This is a genomic window from Methylobacterium sp. Leaf85 (assembly GCF_001422125.1).
GTDB lineage: Bacteria > Pseudomonadota > Alphaproteobacteria > Rhizobiales > Beijerinckiaceae > Methylobacterium > Methylobacterium bullatum.
In genome coordinates, this window is the sequence record NZ_LMME01000032.1 from 184279 (window position 1) to 201674 (window position 17396).

The 17396-nt window shown below is 61.8% G+C and carries 27 protein-coding genes and 1 pseudogene; 17 read left to right on the top strand and 11 right to left on the bottom strand.

Annotated features, from left to right (window positions below):
* Window positions 1–88: 88 nt before the first annotated feature.
* The 4 genes and pseudogenes from ASF08_RS25920 to ASF08_RS18680 form a co-directional block, all read right to left on the bottom strand.
* Window positions 89–613: pseudogene (locus ASF08_RS25920) on the bottom strand (NADAR family protein); the annotation flags it as partial.
* Window positions 565–1545: a phosphoribosyltransferase-like protein gene (locus tag ASF08_RS24990; protein ID WP_156629648.1), complete on the bottom strand. Its 981-nt coding sequence runs from the start codon at window positions 1543–1545 to the stop codon at window positions 565–567. The pseudogene ASF08_RS25920 and the gene ASF08_RS24990, both read right to left, overlap by 49 nt.
* A 500-nt stretch (window positions 1546–2045) precedes the next feature.
* Window positions 2046–2654, bottom strand: coding sequence for a hypothetical protein (locus ASF08_RS18675; protein ID WP_156629649.1), 609 nt, complete (start codon window positions 2652–2654; stop codon window positions 2046–2048).
* A gap of 31 nt (window positions 2655–2685) precedes the next feature.
* Window positions 2686–2979, bottom strand: a complete 294-nt coding sequence (locus ASF08_RS18680) for a hypothetical protein (protein ID WP_056148375.1) — start codon at window positions 2977–2979, stop codon at window positions 2686–2688.
* A 154-nt stretch (window positions 2980–3133) separates the two neighbouring features.
* On the opposite strand from ASF08_RS18680, the gene ASF08_RS18685 reads away from it, so the two are divergent.
* A complete protein-coding gene (locus ASF08_RS18685; protein ID WP_156629650.1) occupies window positions 3134–3289 on the top strand; it encodes a hypothetical protein in 156 nt (51 codons plus the stop codon).
* Between the two features lie 146 nt (window positions 3290–3435).
* On the opposite strand, the gene ASF08_RS18690 is transcribed toward ASF08_RS18685, so the two are convergent.
* From ASF08_RS18690 to ASF08_RS18720, 7 genes are read right to left on the bottom strand one after another with little or no spacing between them, the layout of a single operon-like run.
* A complete protein-coding gene (locus tag ASF08_RS18690; protein ID WP_244474578.1) occupies window positions 3436–3702 on the bottom strand; it encodes a DUF3310 domain-containing protein in 267 nt (88 codons plus the stop codon).
* A complete protein-coding gene (locus tag ASF08_RS25925; RefSeq protein WP_244474579.1) occupies window positions 3683–4204 on the bottom strand; it encodes a dATP/dGTP pyrophosphohydrolase domain-containing protein in 522 nt (173 codons plus the stop codon). The genes ASF08_RS18690 and ASF08_RS25925 overlap by 20 nt, the downstream gene beginning before the upstream one ends.
* Window positions 4205–4220: 16 nt before the next feature.
* The gene (locus ASF08_RS18700) at window positions 4221–4568 is read right to left on the bottom strand and encodes an HNH endonuclease (protein ID WP_162238974.1); all 348 of its coding nucleotides are present in this window, start codon (window positions 4566–4568) and stop codon (window positions 4221–4223) included.
* Window positions 4569–4594: 26 nt separating this feature from the next.
* Window positions 4595–5086, bottom strand: a complete 492-nt coding sequence (locus ASF08_RS18705) for a hypothetical protein (RefSeq protein ID WP_056148388.1) — start codon at window positions 5084–5086, stop codon at window positions 4595–4597.
* A complete protein-coding gene (locus ASF08_RS18710; RefSeq protein WP_056148391.1) occupies window positions 5083–5472 on the bottom strand; it encodes a recombination protein NinB in 390 nt (129 codons plus the stop codon). The genes ASF08_RS18705 and ASF08_RS18710 overlap by 4 nt, the downstream gene beginning before the upstream one ends.
* On the bottom strand, window positions 5469–6404 hold the full coding sequence (gene bet / locus ASF08_RS18715; RefSeq protein ID WP_056148393.1) for a phage recombination protein Bet: 936 nt from the start codon (window positions 6402–6404) through the stop codon (window positions 5469–5471). The genes ASF08_RS18710 and bet overlap by 4 nt, the downstream gene beginning before the upstream one ends.
* Window positions 6405–6407: 3 nt before the next feature.
* Entirely contained in the window at window positions 6408–6965 is a 558-nt protein-coding gene (locus tag ASF08_RS18720) for a siphovirus Gp157 family protein (protein ID WP_056148396.1), read from the bottom strand.
* A 275-nt stretch (window positions 6966–7240) separates the two neighbouring features.
* Between ASF08_RS18720 and ASF08_RS18725 the strand changes: the two genes are divergently transcribed.
* From ASF08_RS18725 to ASF08_RS18795, 16 genes are all read left to right on the top strand, one after another.
* A complete protein-coding gene (locus tag ASF08_RS18725) occupies window positions 7241–7825 on the top strand; it encodes a LabA-like NYN domain-containing protein (protein WP_056148399.1) in 585 nt (194 codons plus the stop codon).
* A complete protein-coding gene (locus ASF08_RS18730) occupies window positions 7825–8202 on the top strand; it encodes a hypothetical protein (protein WP_056148402.1) in 378 nt (125 codons plus the stop codon). The genes ASF08_RS18725 and ASF08_RS18730 overlap by 1 nt, the downstream gene beginning before the upstream one ends.
* Before the next feature lie 125 nt (window positions 8203–8327).
* Window positions 8328–8843, top strand: coding sequence for a helix-turn-helix domain-containing protein (locus ASF08_RS18735; protein WP_162238975.1), 516 nt, complete (start codon window positions 8328–8330; stop codon window positions 8841–8843).
* Window positions 8844–9145: 302 nt separating this feature from the next.
* Entirely contained in the window at window positions 9146–9415 is a 270-nt protein-coding gene (locus tag ASF08_RS18745; protein ID WP_056148410.1) for a DUF2312 domain-containing protein, read from the top strand.
* A gap of 1 nt (window position 9416) precedes the next feature.
* Window positions 9417–9623 carry a hypothetical protein gene (locus ASF08_RS18750; RefSeq protein WP_056148413.1) on the top strand — a complete coding sequence of 69 codons (207 nt, stop codon included), beginning with the start codon at window positions 9417–9419 and terminating at the stop codon, window positions 9621–9623.
* A 2-nt stretch (window positions 9624–9625) separates the two neighbouring features.
* A complete protein-coding gene (locus tag ASF08_RS18755; protein ID WP_056148416.1) occupies window positions 9626–10006 on the top strand; it encodes a VRR-NUC domain-containing protein in 381 nt (126 codons plus the stop codon).
* 821 nt (window positions 10007–10827) lie between these two features.
* Window positions 10828–11142: a hypothetical protein gene (locus ASF08_RS18760; protein ID WP_156629651.1), complete on the top strand. Its 315-nt coding sequence runs from the start codon at window positions 10828–10830 to the stop codon at window positions 11140–11142.
* Entirely contained in the window at window positions 11139–11498 is a 360-nt protein-coding gene (locus ASF08_RS18765) for a hypothetical protein (RefSeq protein ID WP_056148421.1), read from the top strand. Before ASF08_RS18760 ends, ASF08_RS18765 begins: the two co-directional genes overlap by 4 nt.
* 164 nt (window positions 11499–11662) lie before the next feature.
* Window positions 11663–12763 (top strand): hypothetical protein, encoded by a 1101-nt coding sequence (locus tag ASF08_RS24995; RefSeq protein ID WP_156629652.1) that lies wholly within the window; start codon window positions 11663–11665, stop codon window positions 12761–12763.
* Window positions 12760–14331: a DEAD/DEAH box helicase gene (locus tag ASF08_RS18770; protein ID WP_162238976.1), complete on the top strand. Its 1572-nt coding sequence runs from the start codon at window positions 12760–12762 to the stop codon at window positions 14329–14331. The genes ASF08_RS24995 and ASF08_RS18770 overlap by 4 nt, the downstream gene beginning before the upstream one ends.
* Window positions 14331–15269: a DUF7146 domain-containing protein gene (locus tag ASF08_RS18775; RefSeq protein WP_056148429.1), complete on the top strand. Its 939-nt coding sequence runs from the start codon at window positions 14331–14333 to the stop codon at window positions 15267–15269. The genes ASF08_RS18770 and ASF08_RS18775 overlap by 1 nt, the downstream gene beginning before the upstream one ends.
* Window positions 15257–15475 carry a hypothetical protein gene (locus tag ASF08_RS18780; RefSeq protein ID WP_056148432.1) on the top strand — a complete coding sequence of 73 codons (219 nt, stop codon included), beginning with the start codon at window positions 15257–15259 and terminating at the stop codon, window positions 15473–15475. Before ASF08_RS18775 ends, ASF08_RS18780 begins: the two co-directional genes overlap by 13 nt.
* Window positions 15476–15689: 214 nt before the next feature.
* Window positions 15690–15935 carry a hypothetical protein gene (locus ASF08_RS25000; protein ID WP_156629653.1) on the top strand — a complete coding sequence of 82 codons (246 nt, stop codon included), beginning with the start codon at window positions 15690–15692 and terminating at the stop codon, window positions 15933–15935.
* Between the two features lie 91 nt (window positions 15936–16026).
* The gene (locus ASF08_RS25215; RefSeq protein ID WP_056148435.1) at window positions 16027–16803 is read left to right on the top strand and encodes a phage antirepressor KilAC domain-containing protein; all 777 of its coding nucleotides are present in this window, start codon (window positions 16027–16029) and stop codon (window positions 16801–16803) included.
* Window positions 16803–16982: a hypothetical protein gene (locus ASF08_RS18790; RefSeq protein WP_156629654.1), complete on the top strand. Its 180-nt coding sequence runs from the start codon at window positions 16803–16805 to the stop codon at window positions 16980–16982. Before ASF08_RS25215 ends, ASF08_RS18790 begins: the two co-directional genes overlap by 1 nt.
* Window positions 16979–17221: a hypothetical protein gene (locus ASF08_RS18795; protein ID WP_056148441.1), complete on the top strand. Its 243-nt coding sequence runs from the start codon at window positions 16979–16981 to the stop codon at window positions 17219–17221. The genes ASF08_RS18790 and ASF08_RS18795 overlap by 4 nt, the downstream gene beginning before the upstream one ends.
* The last annotated feature ends 175 nt before the right edge of the window (window positions 17222–17396 follow it).

Genomic DNA, 17396 nt, shown 5'->3' on the forward strand with positions numbered 1-17396 from the left:
GAATTTCACGACCAAGTAAAGTGAACTCCGGAAGTTTAAGCGGCGCAACATACCTAAGGCTTTCAGGGTCTTGCTTCAATATTTCGCGGAGTTCCATCAGGAGCCGCCCAAGCACGTTTCTACCGTGAAATTTTCCGCTGTCGTCCTTAATCGCTCCCCAAAAGTCATCCTTTCGAGAGTCTTCGACGATTGCTCTTTCTCCGGTCAGTAGAAGCAAATTTCCAAATTTCGACCAATTTTGCGCTAGCTTGACACGAAGGCACCACTTCATGATTGGAACACGGAGATCGTCCCAATGTTCACGGCTATCCTTTCGATACGGCTTGCTCCGCATCTTTGCCGTCATGGGGCTGATTTCGCTCACAATAATCTTCTGCACCTCTGGCAGGTGAGGAAATCGGCACGCTTGATATAGAGCCTCAGACGTTCGCAACGATACGTCGGCGATCCGTATCGGAAAACCGGGGGCCATGTTCGATAAACCGCCGAACTCCTCCGCCGTTTTGCGGAAAGAGACGACCTCAATGGCCCGGTAAACACGTGTCTCGGTAGCGACCATAATTTTCAGTTCGTTTTCCTGAGAAAGAGAGGATACCACGGATCGCCAGCCCATAGCACCAGAGGGGCATTGTTCGGGCAGTTTCGGTAGGTGACAAACAACGTGCCAAACCCCACCGTTTTCATCAGCGTGTTGCCCAATGGTCTCTGGTATTCATTTAGATTTCCACACATTGCGCGAATGCTAATCCCCTTCTTCAAAAATTCCTGCTCCAACACTTCTCGCCCTTGCGCTGAAGAGAAGATTTCTTTGGGGCCGACGCTTGCCCCCGTGCGCCAAGTTTGAGGCTTTCCGAGAGATGCAACATAGGCTGCAACGTCTTCGTCTAGCCCTTGCGAGGTCGGCCGCAGAACATCAGAATCATTGACTTTATAAAGTCCGTTCTCAATTTTTAGATAAGCCCCCCATTTAACGGTAATATTCTTTCCCGACGCTTCGATATTGCTCTTTAGATCCCTCTCTACAAAAAAGCGGCCTTGTGTATGGCTTGCTATTAAACCGATGAAAAGCTCTGCGTTAGGAGGGGCTGTATTGGTGATCCAGCTACCTAAATCTGCGCCTATCCGGCCACCGGAAAAAAGACCATCGTCAAGGTATAGGAATTTATTACCTCTATTGCATTCAGCGGTAGAAATACCGCATTCTTCCCGCAAAATTTGATCAAAGAACGTCAAAAGCTCGGTCTGTGAATGACCTCTTGGCTGAATGTTTAGGAAGTTGACTTGCCGCCAGAAAGCGACTGGGTCAGCTCCTACCCACCCATCAAAGCGTATCATTGCTTTAATAATCTTTTTGACCTTCTTTTTGGGAAAATAGGACTTACTGAGCGCATGATTCATTTCCGACAATATCGGTAGTTGAACATTTTGAGGAAACTGATTGATCCATCGCTCCACGTGATCGGGCGTCGGCGGACGCATCAACTCTGGCCGGTAATCCTCAATAGTTGACGCAATTGACGTAAGTAGTTGAGTTCTAACGTTCATTTTTCGCAATCCGTCTGATAAAAAAATTACTTAGTTAGAGCAACGCGTACTATATTAATTAAATCTTACGCACGCCTATCCTGCTCGCATTGCGAAACGCTTCACCTTATGTAGATCAGCCAGGGGCAAATCTACCGGTTTCTTAGATTTGTATGCGCCGGTAAAAGCACATGTTGCAATCCCATCGACATAATTTATGAATTCGATGGTCATCATTGGACCGGTGCCGACAAGTTGTACGCGGTCGCCTGTTTTCAGATCCATATCGGAGCACCCTCCTTGCTTCTCGAACTTTAGGGAATGCGATGCGGCCATTGTTCCCGGCACGAGCCTTATCGCGGTCTACGAACAGCTTGCCGCTCGCACTTGGTGGCAAGGCAGGCTCACTGCATGCTCAGAGTTGCACCAACGGCCACTGCAGTCCAGTGCATCAACCACGTCGAAATGATGAAAGGATGGCGCCGAGGCCATTCTCGTCTAAGCTGGCTCCGCCGTTGGCTTCAGTCCAGCCGGGTCAACCCAACTTCTTCGAGCTGCTGCCGAGCGTCGCCGACAAGCTTCTCCATCTCGTCCTCGGTCGGCTTGCTCTGGATGATTCGGAGCATCGTGTACTCGGTCTCCAGGCCAAGGATCTGCGCCTCGGCCGGTGAGAGCTTTGCCAGCGCGGCCATCTTCACGGAATCGTCGAACGCCTCGGGATCGGAGAACAGTCGATCCGTCACGTCGAGGGAGGACAGATGCACCTCCACCAGTCGCAGCGTCTCCTTCTGCACGAATGGATCGTCCCATACGAAGGCGTCGTCGATCACGGCGGCTTTCCAGATTCTGTGAAGCTCGGGCGTAATGGCCTGGAATACCCCTCTGGGCATCGGCGAGGTTCCGAGCCCTCTCCCGTACTCGGGGGTGACGTACCTCCAGACCGCGTGCTTCGGGTTGCGCCCGACCCTGACCACGAAGGCGAATCCGGCGGAGGCCGTTTTAGACGGTTCGGATACTCCGCCCTTCCGCACCGATGAGCGTTTGAGGGCCTTCGCCCGTTTCTTGTCCTTCGCCGATGGCTTCGCCGTGAGGCCGCTGAACGAGTGAGTGTGGGCGCCCGAGGACATCATGCGGGCCGAAGAGAAGACGATCGTTGTCATTTCACGATTCCTGCTGGAGGGCGTCCGGTGCTCTCTCGGGTTGGATCTCGCGCCACCGCGCCCATGCTGCTTTCACCGCCTCGGCCGCTTCCTGCTTCGTCGGGGCCTCGCCGCTCAATGCGCATCCGACCGTTCCGGGCGCGGCCTGGATGCCGTTCGCGAACCATAGCCATCGACCATCCTGCGGGCCGCCGCCCATCCGGTAGATCCGGCCGACGAGGGCGCCGTCCTCATGGGCGACGAAATCGTGGCTGCGCGCGGTGCCGGGGTAGGTGCGGGACCAAACGATGGTCATGCGGTCCGACCTCGAACGCTGCTCCGGGCCATGAGATTCCCTGTTGATCCCGTCGTGAGAATCGTATGAACGTTCTCTTTTCGTTCTCATGCAGGCCAAGATTATGCAAGCCAATCACATTGCTCAGGTCGCAGACCTTTCGGACGCCGAACACGTGGCCATCGCATACCAAGAGGCCGCTGGCGGTGACGTTTCGACGGCCCTTCTCTTCGCTGTCGAGGACATCCTCACCCTGGAGAGAAAGCTGGATGCCGCGATCAGGAAGGTCTCCCACGGCTTCGTTCGGGGCGATCTCGATTCGGTCTCCTGAGCCCAGGTTGACCCCAGCATCTTGCATCCCTGGGCGGTGGCGGTAGCATCCCCTCGATCCTGCCGATGCAGGCTCTTCAGCGTGAGGCGATCATGGCACGTCGAGTGAGAATCATGCCCGGAACTCCGACGCTCCGGTAAGTTCGGCTAGCCCGGCTTGCCTACGGCCGGCGCGGGCGTCGCATTGGCGCCTGCGCTTTCCGAGAGGCGGCGAATCTCCTCATCCACGTAGAACCGGGCCTTCTTCAGATCCTCGATCGGCGACGCGGATTTGAGCCCCGCGCGCCAAAGGTACTTCACGGCGTTGCCGACACAAAAGCTCATATGCCGGGTGATCGTGATCGCCTCCACGCCGCTCGGATGCGACGTGTAATGGGCGGGATGGTTCACCGGGTCATGCTGCGGCGCGGGCATCGTCATCTCCCTCGCGCGTGTGCTCGATGGGCTGGTCCTCGGCGACCTTGCGCCAGTCGGGCCAGCGGCGGCGGGTATTCTTGAGCTGCTTTTCCTTGAGGAGCCGGGGTAGATCCTGGGGCTTCCCGCCGTGCCGGTGGAAGCCGTCCATCGCGAGGATGATCACGTCCACCCACTCGATCAGGTCATGGGGGTCGGCCTCGATCTCGCGAAGCTCCTTGGTGATGTGCTGGATGATGCCCTTCGTGCGCGGCGCCGGCCCAAAGGTTTCTCGGCTCCAGACCATTTGCCTCGCGAGCAGCATCGCCAAGTCGCTCTTCGGTGCAGTCGGCGCCGATGCCATGAGCGGCCGGATCGCGTCGTGAACGGCGTGCATGAGGCCGGCGCCGAAATCGATCAGGAGCGCCTTCTCGGCGTCCGTGGGGGTGTGATCGCCCTCGTCGGCCCGGAACTCGTACTCCTCCGCCTCAAGCTCAAGGTCGATGGTGCCGAGCGCGGCCACGATGCGCTTGTCGGTCTCAGTCTCGTCCATGGGGTCTGTATCCGATCTTCAGTTTGTCGATGGGGGTGGTGGCGCGGCGCCGGGGAGATCCAGGGCGGAATCCAGCGGACTTGATCTGTGGGGGAGGGCGGATGCCCCGGTGGGCGTCTTCCCGACGTTTCGCGCGGGCGATGTCGGCCACGTCGTTCTTCGTCTTGGCCTTGTGGCAGGGGTCGCAAAGGACGGCGCAGTTCTCAAGGGTCGGCTCTCCGGTGAGGCCGTCCGGATTCACGTGGTCGTAGGCGAATTTCCCGAGGCTCAGCTTCGCCCCGCAGCCCGGACCTTCGCAGTGGCCGGCGGCGCGAACGAATGCATCGCGCTTCACTTTCTTCGAGAATTCCCGGCGGCTCATTACGCGGCCACCAGCCTGCGAGGCGTGCCGATAATGCCAAAGCCAAGCCGCGCCGCCCGCTCCAGCGCGACCACACCAGCCTCTCCGGCGGCGAAGAGCGCTGTTCCGTTGGATGGGCTTTCGCCTTCGGACCCATCAGGTCGGAGGAAACGGATTTTGCGGGTGAAGAGCACTGCGCCGGCCCTTTCCCATGCGGGCCAGAACCAAGGCGCGGACGTCCGATCCGGGGTGAGGGCGATGCCGTTCCCGTGCTCGAAGAATCGGTCCAGCCACGGGGCCTTATCCTTCCGGCCGCCGAACGGGGGATTCATCCACACGTAACCAAACCATGGCTCCGCCAAGCCATCGCCGGCCAAGAATGTGCGAGCCGGGACGTGCGACACGCCGTATCGAGCGGGCGCCACATCGAGGTCGAAGCTGCAACCAAGGGCCTCGAACACCTGGGGCGGCGTGTACCACTCGTCGGAACGGCCAAGTGCTTCGTGGCTCATGGCACGACCTCGTCGCCGAACACGACGCCACGCTCGGCTCCGAATGCATGGATCAGCTCCAACAGGTCGCTGAACTCGGCCTTCGTCATGGTCGACGTGCGCATGCCGAGGGGGACGACCGTTCCGGCGTCGATGCCGGGCACTACGCGGGCCTTGCGGAGCGAGGCGGTGAAGATATCCTTCCAGTCGTCCGCCGAGAGGATCGCGCCGTACCACTCCACCTGACGGGACACGTCGCCCAGAGCGGCCCACAGCTTCCGATTCTGTTCGTCCGATCGCTTGGCCTCGCGGAACTCGACGCGTGTCCCGTGCGGGGCGTTTCGAATCCACGTCGCGGCGCGCTCGCGGACATGGTCGGCGGTGAGGAAGAGGGTGCTGCCGTTCATGGCGCTGCGGCATCCGAAGCAAGCGCCTTCTCGATGGCCTTCTTGACCTCCAGGGCATCGCCGGGGGCGTGCGCCCAGAACTGCTTGAGCCCCTCCCGATTGCGGATCTGCCAGCCTCGGATCGCCGATGGCTCGTCGATATGGTTCAGGATGAACGCGACGGCCTTATCGGCGAAAACACCCACGGGGACGGGTTCGAGGGGGGCCATGGGCTCCCACGAGGTGAGGATGGTCTTGCCGGCGCCGATGCGCTCCATGCGATCCTGAGCGGCACCCTCGGCGGCAGCTTCTGAAGGGAGCATGTCAGCGACGCGGGTGCGGTCGATCTCCTCGGCCACGTAGACGTTGGACAGGTCGTCCGGCCATGCCTTGCGGATCGCCAGGGCCTCGGCGACCTTGGCCAGCATAAGCCGGGGCATCTTTCCCCACTGGCCTGACGTGTCGAGGGTCTTGTTGCCCGTAGGACCGCGCCGGCCAGTCTCCCGGTTCTCTGCCCATTCGTCGCGCAGGGGGGCATACTCCTCCCAATAGGCCGAGGCGGTCACCTTGAACCAAGCTCCGTGCGAATGCTTGAAGCATCGTACCGTGGCCTTGATCAGCCCGGCCGGGTTGTTCGTGCTCTTGAGGGCCGCATCGGTATCGTAGGTCGGCTCTTCCTCATCGGGCCGATATGCGCCCGTGCGATCCGCGATCGAACGCAGACCGTCGATCGCCGTGATGATCGTGAGCTTCCTCTTGTCCGGCTTGTCCTTGTTATGGACGATCGCGAACACCTGCCGGCGAAGGGGATCGAGCCTCAAATGGCGCGCGGTGTGCGCGAAGAGATTGAACTCGTCGTCGTTGGTGTCGGCGGCGACAGTCCGGCGGATAAGCGCGAGCGTCTTCGCGTCGTAGGACTGTGAGGGAGAGGGCAGGGCGACAACGTTCGACATCACTTAGGCCCTCCGAATTGAGATGGTCTTGCCGCCGTTGCTCAGCGTCGCGCCGGGGACGGACTTGCTGTCCTTCAGGGCGTTGCGGACGGCGGCCGAATCGAGCTTAGGGGGCTGCGGCGTCCAGTACTCCGAGGGGATTTCACTCTCTTCGACGATCAGGAGCTTCGGCTGTACCGGTCTGGTCGAGACGGTGCCCGTTGTCGTGGTGATGCCGGGACGGCCCGAGATTTCCAGGGTTGTGAGGAGCAGCACGCGCTTCTCGTCAGCCCGCTTCTCCATGGCCGCGATGCGCTGGCCGAGCGTGTCGCGGTAGGTCTTCAGTCCGGCCGCCAGCGCTTCATCCTCGCCGATCGAGGCGACAAGCCGGCCACACAGCCCCTCAAAATCGACTTCGCCTTCCAACGTGTCCCGCAAGAATTCGTCGTCACCGCCGGCCAGGGCAGCAATCTGCTCCCGGAGCACTTTCGCCGCCTCGATCTCGCGCGCCGCGTCGAACGCAATACTTATGTCGCGACGCGGCTTGCGAGGGCTGGGGAGGGATTGGGTATCGGTGGGCATGCGCGACAGTGGCCCGAACCGATCTCAGCGTCAACCCTATTCTGAAGTATATCTTTCCTTACGATACACCGAATCGTTAGTACGTCAAGTATAGCTGCCGTCGACCCAAGCATGATTCTGTATTTCTCCGCTGAATCCGCGTAATCATATATTGACATGCGATCGAACACGCACGATTGTCGGCCTGCGGTCACGTTGGGTGGCTGCTTAGATCAGATTCGGTCGGGATGATTCAGTCCTCATAAGGCCGTTGCTGATTCCGTGGAGTTTTTGATATGTCCTCTACTTCCCCTTTCGGCATCCACGGCGACGAAAAGGTCGCGATCTTTATCGATGGAGCTGGGGTGTATTCGGCGGCGGCAGCCCTCGGATTCGCTGTGGATTTTGGTGCACTGCTCGCTCAGTTCGAAGGTTTGTGCCGCTTTACGTCCGCGCGATACTATATCTCTGTAAGTCAAGATACCGAATACAATTCGCTTCAGCCCCTGATCGACTGGACGTCATTCAATGGATATTGCGTGACGCGCAAGACGCCAAAGGAATACATCGGAGCGGACGGAAAGAAGCGGCTCAAGGGGAACGTCGCTGTCGAGATGACCATCGACATGATCCGAGCCGCCGAGCGGTGCGATCACCTCGTCCTGTTCTCTGGTGACGGCGACTTCACGGCCGCTGTTCAGGAGGCGCAGAGGCGGGGAGCGCGTGTCACCGCTGTATCAACGATCGCTTCGAGCCCGGCGATCGCGTCGGACGAACTTCGGCGGGCGGTTGACCGCTTCGTTGATCTGAACAGCCTCAAGGGCGTCCTCGCGCTTCCCCCTAAGCCCTCCCGTCAGATCCTCACGCGGGCGGTGGCATAATGGGCAACGTTGATATTCGATCGGTCGCCATCGAGTGCGCCGAGGACGTCCTCCGGGCTTGGCGGTCCTGTCTGGTGGACGACAAGAGCACCAGCACCCGTGCGGTCGTCGACCTCAAGCTGGAGAAACTGATCGAGCTTCTGATGGATAACTTCCACGGCGAGCTTGATGCGGATCAGGTCAATCGGGTTTTCGACGCGAAAACCTCAGCGCTTCGTCATCACGAGCTTGCCGAAGTGCCCGAGGCGATAGTCCCGGTCGCGGTGATGCGGGAAGTCCTCCACACCCACAAGGTGATGTTCGACCCGCGCAACGTCGCGAATTGGGGCAGCTTCGCTGGGCGTTTCGGCCGCGTCATCACCGGGTACGGCGGATGAGCGGCGGCGGCCCCCTGCCCGTTAGGGAGTTTTCCTCTGTCGAAGAGATGCGGGCGCACGCGCGGGCTGTGAGAGAGCGGTGCTTTGGTGCTGCCCCTCCTCGCCCAGCTCCGAAGCCGGCGCCGATGTCATCGCTGCCGATGGCGGCGGTAACTTCTGCTCGACCAGAGGTCGTGGATCTGCTCGATACGCCCTGGGCCGATATGCCGAAGACCCTGAACAGCATGATGAAGGTCGTCGCTCGGATCACCGGCCTGCCTCTTGCTCACATCCTCGGCCCGCGCAGAACCGCTGCCCTGGTCAAGGCGAGGATGATCGGTTTCTGGGCCTGCCGCAGGTTCGTTGGCCGTTCGTGGCACCAGATCGGCACCGTGGGGGGAGGGCGCACGAATAGCGCGGTGATGAGCGGCGTCCGCAGGGTCGGCTTGGTCATTGTCGCCCTTAAGATCCCCCCTGAGACCAACGGCCTCGACGCGATGAGATTGCTGTGGGAGGCGGACTGGCCTCGCTTCACTAGGGAAGATCTAATTGAGGCGCGTCGCGCGCTACGGGGAGCGCCGTCCCTCTTCGATCCGGGGCATAGACTGGACCTCTACTCGGTCTCCGAATTGAACCTCGCGGTGAAGGGGGCGGTCGAATGACCCCGCCGCGTCGCTCCGTCCCGATCGTCAGCGACCATGCCCTGGTCCGGTACATGGAAAGGGTCATGGGCGTGGATGTCGAGGCGATCCGCGCCGAGATCTTGGAAGAGGTCGCCGCGTCTCTCGCCGCTCCTCGTCGCGCCCGGCCTGACCCTCTCGAAACGCATCGGTTCGTCATCGATGGCGATGCCCTTGGGGGCCGCGTGGTCACGGTCCTTCCGCCCGGACGCCCTCCCAAAGGCTCGCCCAAACTGCCCGGATTTCACGTCCCTCGTCTACTTCAGAACAAAAGGTGAATCTACATGTCAGAAGCCACTGCAACCCCCGTCGAGCCGACCTCCTCGGAAGCGGCGGACGCTCTCCGTGCCTTCGTCGAAAGGGCCGAGTTCGTCCTCGCGGAAATCACATCCCTGAAAGAGGACGTTGCCGGGATCTTCTCGGAAGCCCGAGGTCAGGGCTACGACGTGAAAGCCCTGCGCCGGGTCATCGCCCTGCGCAAGAAGGACTCCGACGAGCGCAAGGCCGAGGATGCAGTCGAGCTTCTGTACCGCGAAGCCCTCGGGCTGGTCTGAAATGGCAGAAGAAACGCTCCTCTCCGCCTCTCGCAGGGCCGTCCGGTTCCTGCGGATCGACGACGCCCACGGCGGTCTGCTCTCGCGCGAATCGATCTCGGCCATCGATACCCTGGACAGGATGGTGCGGGCAGAGAGCACCCGCCTTGATCAAGCCAGGGCGGATGCCGATGCGGTCGCCGCCGAGTCTGAACGGGCGGCCCTTTGACGATGAAGGATGTCGAGGGGCCGATCCACCGGGCGATTCTTGGGTATTTACGCTCAACGCTGCCGCACGCGTGGATCGTTCAGCACTGCGCGAACAAGCCCCGGAGCGCGATGCAGGGCGCCCGCGAGAAGGCCATGGGCGCCATCTCGGGGTGGCCTGACCTTGCCGTGTTCGGACAGATAGATGGCGCCCCGAGGGTCTTCTTCTTGGAGGTGAAGCCGCCTCGCGTGTCGGTGCCGGCTCATCAGCGAGAGATCCACGATCGCCTGAGGGACATCGGGTTCGGCGTTCGGGTCGCCCGGTCGGTGGATGACGCTCGCCTTGCCGTCGAGGCGTGGGGCCTGCCGTCTCTGGATGCCTCGATCAAGCATGGTGATGGGTGATGATCCAGCCGCCGCACCGGACGTCACCAGATCCAGTTGCCGCCGCCCGCATCGCCGCCTCGCGCCCCGGCATGGCGCATTGGGCGACGACAGGGCCTGAAGGAACGACGTGCCGCGAATGTAGCGCTTGGGGCAAGGGCGCTCGGTTTCGCCGCCGTGGTGGTTCGCTGGCGCCGCGTCGCTGCACGAAGTTCTCAAACCTGATGCAGGGGGCGACCGGGGCGGGAGTGCCGCATGCCACGCCGTCGTGTCGGCACTTTCAGGCGAGGGGAAGCGCCCCTCCCATCGAGCCGCGAAGGTCTTTTGAGTAAGGGCCGCTGCACCCAAAGAATCGCCCGACAGCAAAAAAAACCCTTTCTACTACGACCGGCAGTAAGCGCCCTGCGCCACTCTTCAAGCTCTTCTGCCTCGATCTATCGTAATGACTTAACGCTTACTGCTGCCGCTTGACGGATTTCGAAGTCAACATATAGTAGATCGGCAGGACTCCGAAGCACTCGCTTGACGTACATTTCAGCTATAATTATCAATATCCCTACGCAATTAGGCGTTATGGGATTCACGGGAATGGCCAAAGACCCATCGATTAAGACGATACTTTCTAGATGGCCTTCGGATTCCGAGGTTGCGGCTGATCTTGGATTCCGAGACATTTCTCTCGTGGCTGTGTTTAGGAATCAGGGACGAATCCCAGTGAGATACTGGGGCGCGGCGGTGGATTCCGCTCGTAAGCGCGGCATTCGAGGCGTTAGCTTTGCGTCTCTCTATCGGATGTGGCTTCGCGCTTCGACGTCAACCGCAACCCGGTCGCGGGTGGCGTCATGATCGGGATCGCCAGCACTGCGGTTTATCTCGGCAGCGAGAATGACCACTCGTTCGTTCAACTGTGGGATGACGGGCTCGGCGAATGGCCGGCGCCGCTTGCCGAGGAAGTCAGGTCCGGTCCGTTCGTGCCTGCCGGCTTTCTCGAAGGAATTTCACGCGATGACGTCGCCGTGGAACTCAGGCTGCTTACCGACGCAATCGTTGTAGACGAAGATGGGGGCCTCGTCTTCGATGCGGACCCGGATTACGTCGAAGCGATGCTCTCGGCTTGGCTTGCCTCTCACCCTCGGCGCGCGAGGGCGATGCAATGAGCGGCCTCGCGCTTCCTCCTGCCGAAACCCTTGATCGGTTGATCGAGTATCACCGTTCGATCTCGGAGGCCGAGATCCAATTGTCCCGGTCTCTCGCAGCGCTGGCCGAGAGGGATGCCGCGATCGAACGCCGTAATGGCGGTGACGTCTACAGCACGGGCTCTCAGATCGCTTCCGACAGAAATCGGACTCGCGCGAGATGGTCGGCGGTGACGGCCGATTCCCTGCTGGCCTTGCGTGATTTCGCCTACCCACCGGCTCCGGAGCGGTTGCATCCGGACCGTCCGAAAAAGGTCTTCACCGGCCACCTGAAGCGACCCGAGGATACCTCGGCGGGGCTTCGTTTCCCGCCGTGACCTGACGGGCATCGCGCCCGGCCAAGACTACCAACCACATCGTCGGACCCCATGGCCGGCTCCCTCGGGAGGCCCGGAACGGTATTCCTATGGCTGCTTCCCTTCCAGAGGGCGCCTCGGCCTCCACGAGTCGACCTGAGCCTGCTCCATGCCGAGGGGACCGCGTGAGCGATCGTCGCTGCGGTTCTCATAGCCCGATCAATGGGCTGCGGCTGACGGATATCGGGAGGATCATCTTCGGCCGGCACCGGGGGGCTTGCGCGGATCTGGGGCTGGCCGAGCGGTACCTCGACGCTGCCCTCCCGCACATCATCGGCTCGCGCATTCGCTGGCTCAGCGCTGTCCGCAAGTGGGTCGCCCGGCACGTGCCCGCCCTCGCCGAAGCACATGGCGATGCCTGGATCGAAGCGAAGGCGCGCGCATGTGAGGCGGTGTCGTCCGGCCGATACCCCTCCTCAGACCATCTGGCTCGACTGCTTGGGGTCACCGTCGCCGAGGTGGCGGAATTCGGTCTCCGCATCATCCCGGCCGCGTCGCGGACGAAGGCGGTTCGGACGAGGGATCGGCTGGCGGCCAACGCGGCGCATCAGGCGCTTAAGCGACAGTCGCGGGGCTCAACGCCACGCGTGAAATCCAAGGCCCAAACGAAGCCTTGGGTGGCCGAAGGGGTCAGTCGTTCGAGCTGGTATGCCGCCCGGAAAAATCCGGCAAATCCGACGAATCCCTCACCCGAAATGTGGGGTTGGACGATTTCGTCAGCATCAATTCCGTCGATGGCCGCTTTGGACGAATTCGTCAGCATCACTAAAGAACTCTACCTTCCGTATAAACAGGACGGAGAGAGCCTGGACGCTCCTCGGTTGACCTCGCCTTGTCCGGAACAGTCCGAGGGTGAGGGACAGGTCGATCCTTGCCAGGAACAGGACTTGGGTCGCGAAGACCGGGTCGGGTCACCTCAACCGGATCAGGATACGCCGCAGACAGCCAAGTCTCTCATCCTGGCAAGGCATCTCGACGGTCGGACAGCCTCGGCCCAACCGGAAGAACTCGGAACAGTTAGCTCTCACCCGCGCGAGGGCTGGCCAGACCCCGCCGAGGCGCGAGGACGGCCGGGAAGCGGTCAGAGCAGGGCGAGTGCGGATTTCCGACTGAAGCCCGCCAGCGGACCCGCTGAGTCGATCCAAGCCCGGTCCCGATGTCCCCCGGCCTTCCGCCTGCCGCCCCCGTCTTCCTCGTTCTCGATGCCGCTGGGATTCCTCCGATGAGACAGCTTTACCCCGACCAGATCGACGCCCTGAGCGCCCTGTACTCAGCCCTCCGCTCGGGGAAGGGCAGGCCGATGCTGATGTTGCCGACCGGAGCAGGCAAGACCGTCATCGCGTCCGAGATCGTCAAGCGGGCATTGGCCAAGGAGAAGCGAGTCACCTTCGTCGTCCCTGCGATCGCCCTGTGCGGACAAGCCGTGGAGTCGTTCGAGGCTCACGGGGTCGACCCGGAATTGATCGGCATCCGGCAGGGCGATCACCCTCGCTGGCATCCCGAGCGGCCCGTTCAGGTCGGCACCGCCCAGACGATCCTGAAGGGCGCGATCAGCCCGGCGGACGTGGTTCTGGTGGACGAGGCCCATCAGGTTTTCGCCAAGATGAAGCCGTGGATGGAAGCCCCCGATTGGAAGGGCGTACCGTTTGTCGGCCTGTCCGCGACGCCGTTCACTGCGGGGCTCGGCAAGCTGTATGACACGCTGATCCAAACGACCTCGACATCGAAACTGATCTCGGCCGGTCGGTTGTCGCCGTTCCGGGTGTTCGCGCCGGGCGAGCGCCCCGATCTGACGGGTGTTCGGACTACGGCCGGCGAGTACAATCAGGCCGACCTGACCAAGGCCGTGAACAAGCCCAAGCTCGTGGCCGACATCGTAACGACTTGGCTTGAGCGGGCTGAGATGCGCCCGACCTTCTGCTTCGGAGTCGATCGAGCGCACGCCAAGTCGATCCAGGCGGCATTCCAGAAGGCTGGAGTACCGTGCGGGTACATTGATGGGTTTGCCGAGCGCGAAGAGCGCAAGGAACTGTTCCGGGCGTTCAAGGCGGGCGAGATCCGAGTGGTGTCCTCGGTAGGATGCCTAACAACGGGGGTTGATGCGGACGTCAGGTGCCTGATCCTGGCCCGTCCGACGAAATCCGCGATGCTCCACGTCCAGATCGTCGGGAGGGGCCTGAGAACGGCGCCGGCCGACAGCCCGTTCGGTCCCAAGGCCGACTGCATCATCCTCGACCACACGGATAATCACGCTCGGCTCGGATTTGTCACCGACATCGGCCTTGACCGCCTCGATGACGGGAAGCCGAACAAGGCCGGCAAGCACCAGATCCAGGCGAAGGAGGAAGCGCTTCCGAAGGTCTGCCCGTCCCCATCCTGCTCGTTCCTGAAGCCGCCCAATGTTCATGTGTGCCCCTCGTGCGGGTTCGAACCGGCCAAGCCGACGACGATCGTTTGCGAGGAAGGATCTCTAATCGAGGTGACCCGTGCCGATGCTGCTCGGGCCAAGGCGCAAGCCAAGGCGGATCTCGCGGAGCAGCGTTCGATCCTTGGTCAGCTCCAGAGCTGCGCGGCCCTGCGTGGTCACAGCCGGGGCTGGGTCGCCCACAAGTACAAGAGCTGGTTCGGGGAGTGGCCGGATGCTCATCGGAATGTTCCCGATGTCGATCCCAGTGCGCGCGTCCTGTCGTGGATCAAGGCCCAGAATATTCGCTGGGCCAAGGGTCGCGAAAAGGCGGGCGGATTCCGCGCTCCGACCGCGTCGGCTGCTGCCGCTCCGGTAGGAGTCCGTTGATGCAGCGCCAGACGACCGTCGATCGGATGAAAGGGCGCTGGCCCGAGGCCCTGCAGAAGCTCGGAATCGACAGGAAGTTTCTCGTTGCCCGTCATGGCCCCTGTCCGGTCTGCTCGGGGCGTGATCGGTTCCGATTCGACGACAAGGAGGGCTCCGGCTCCTTCTTCTGCTCGGTCTGCGGCCCAGGAGGGGGCATCGCGCTTGCAATGCGGTTCACCGGCAAGCCGTTCAATGTCGTGGCGGAGGAGCTTGATAAGCTTCTACCCGCTCTCGGTCCTGCCTGCACGTCGCCGCCGATTGCGCTACCCGCCAAGACCGACCGTAAGCGGCTGGCCCGGCTGTGGACGAAGGAGTCCACCGCGATACGGCCCGACGACGCTGCTGGTTTGTGGCTGGCTAAACGGGCCGGGGTCACTGCCGTCCCGTCATGCCTGCGCTACCACCCACGCCTCTTTCACGGTGCGACGAAGACGCTGCATCCCGCCATGCTGGCTCGCGTGCAAGCTCCAGACGGGGCGGGCTGCCAGATCCACCGCACCTACCTCACGGACGCCGGCGACAAGGCTGCGGTGACGCCGCAACGCGCGGTGATGCAGTCGCCTATGCCTCGCGGATCGGCGATTCGGCTGTTCCCGGTCGTCGGAACCTCCATGGGTGTCGGGGAGGGCATCGAGACTTGTCTCTGCGCGGCATCCCTTTACGGCCTGCCTGTTTGGTCCGTCCTAAACGCCGGGGGCTTCAAGGATTGGAGGCCGCCGGATGGTGTCGAGGAGGTGGTGATCTTCGCCGACAACGACGCCAACGGTGTGGGCCAGAACGGGGCATACGCGCTCGCTGCCGCGCTGGCCCTGGAGCGGTACCGTGTGCGGGTCGAAATCCCGCCGACCCTGGGCACGGACTGGCGTGACGTCTGGAGCCAGTCCCGATGCACGCCCTAACCGTCCTGCCTCTGCCGCTCTTCGTGCAGGGCACCGCGTTCGTTTGGTGGATCTCCCCGCTGGGTGCGACCGGAACAGTGGACCTCCGCGCTTCGAAGGATTTCACCGCGTGGATCGAGGCGCGCGGATACTCGCTTGATGCCGGAATCATCGGGGTCGAGATAACCCCCGAGGATGTGGTCGAGTGGAAGCTTCGGTGGGTATAGTCCGCCATCCATACGCCGATCGCAGCCGTGTGAGCGTACAGATTCCGTAAAGATTCAGGCCGGGCTGGCGCGATATTTGGTTGGAATCCAATTCGTAGCGCAACGCGAATATCGTCGATTGTGTAGCCTGCGCCGTCGTAGCGTTATGGAAGCGCTTTTTGTTTGATCTCTGCATCAATGGCGTCTAACGCTCAATCGGCACGGGAGCAGAAAGATGTCGAATGTAAAAGGAATCATCGACCGATTTGATTCAGCGTATGAGGTGGCGCGGGCACTGAATCTACGCAACACAGGTCAGGTCGGGCAGATGATAAAGCGAGATTCGATACCTGCTTGGCACTGGGTAAGGCTCGTCGAGGCCGGAAAAGAGCGCGGCATCGTCATCACGTTCGAGGAGCTTGCTCGCATGCATGCGCGGCCCACGCTGACGACGGCAAGGCCGATCCAACTCGCTCATTGAAGTGACGGGCGGCTTCACACGCCCGCCACCCCATCAATGCCGAGGCCCTGCACGGACCTCTGCATCACACCCACGGTTCAGGAGACCGCAGATGAGCAGCGATACAAATTTTCCGGTCGTTTCGGAAGCCAACATTGGAGCCGAACGGGTCCAGACAGTGGATGCTCGCGAGCTTCACGCCTTCCTCTGCGTCGGCCGAGATTTTACAACATGGATCAAGGAGCGGATCGTCGCCTACGGCTTTGTCGAGGGCACGGACTTCGTAGTCACACAAGATTTGCGGTCCCCCGTTTCGGGGAGCACAAAATCTCGGCCTCAGGTTTCGAGCGAGTACGCCATTACCCTCGACATGGCCAAGGAGCTTGGCATGGTCGAACGCAATGACCAGGGCAGGCGGGTCCGGCAGTACTTCATTGATTGCGAGCGCCGGCTGAAGGGTGGCGCGACGCTCGATCCCATCGCCGTGCTGAGCGATCCCGCTGCGATGCGCGGCCTGCTCCTTGGCTACACCGAGCGGGTAATCGCGCTGGAATCCCGCGTCGCCGAGATGACACCTCAGGTCGAGGCCCTGGACCGAATCGCGGACACTTATGGCACCTTCTGCCGATCGACCGCCGCAAAGATGCTCAACGTCCCGCCGCAGACGCTGACCCGCTGGATGCGGACTAACGGATGGACCTTCAGGCGACCGGGCGGCAAGGACGACATCGCATATCAGTCCAAGATCAACGACGGGCTCCTTGAACACAAGATCACGACGGGCCTGCGGCCGGACGGGACGGAGTGGTCGTCGACACAGGTTCGGGTGACGGCAAAGGGTCTGACATCCCTGGCCAAGGCGTTTCCGCCCGCTGCGTGCGCGGCGTGATGAGCGCTGAGCAAAAGGACCGGCAGGCCGTGCCCGTCCTCGCCGGATCTCCGCGCGACGTGGCCGCCATCCTCAACGATCCCCTCGTCCGGGCGGTGCTTGCGCGCTTCCCTGGCGCCTGCATCACCGACGTGCGGGTGAAGCCGTCCGTCCAGGCTGCTCGGAAGAGGCGGTCATGAACGAGAGGTACGCCCTCGAAGTCTGGGGGGACACTCCTGCCTCGCCGACGACCGTCCGGCTTCGGCCCATGGCGGATGACAGCGACGGCTGGAGCGGATTCGCCCGGCTCGGCGGGGAGCGCGGATCGGATCTGCGCGACTGGCTTGCCGACCGGGATTTCACGGCGGAGCCCGGTTACCTGTCCGTCTTCCTCATCCCGTCTGCGACGGCGCTCGAAATCCGAATGCGATGGTTCTGATGGAGCCGGTCGCCGATGCATTCTCTCATGACGTAAAGGTCACGTGGCCATGTCCAACCCCATGCACTTGCCCATCAGACACATATGGGCACACCATTTCCCGCAGACCAAACCGCCGACGCTTCCGTACGTAGTGCAGGTACTCGGGGCTTTGACGTGGCCCAATGGGGCAACG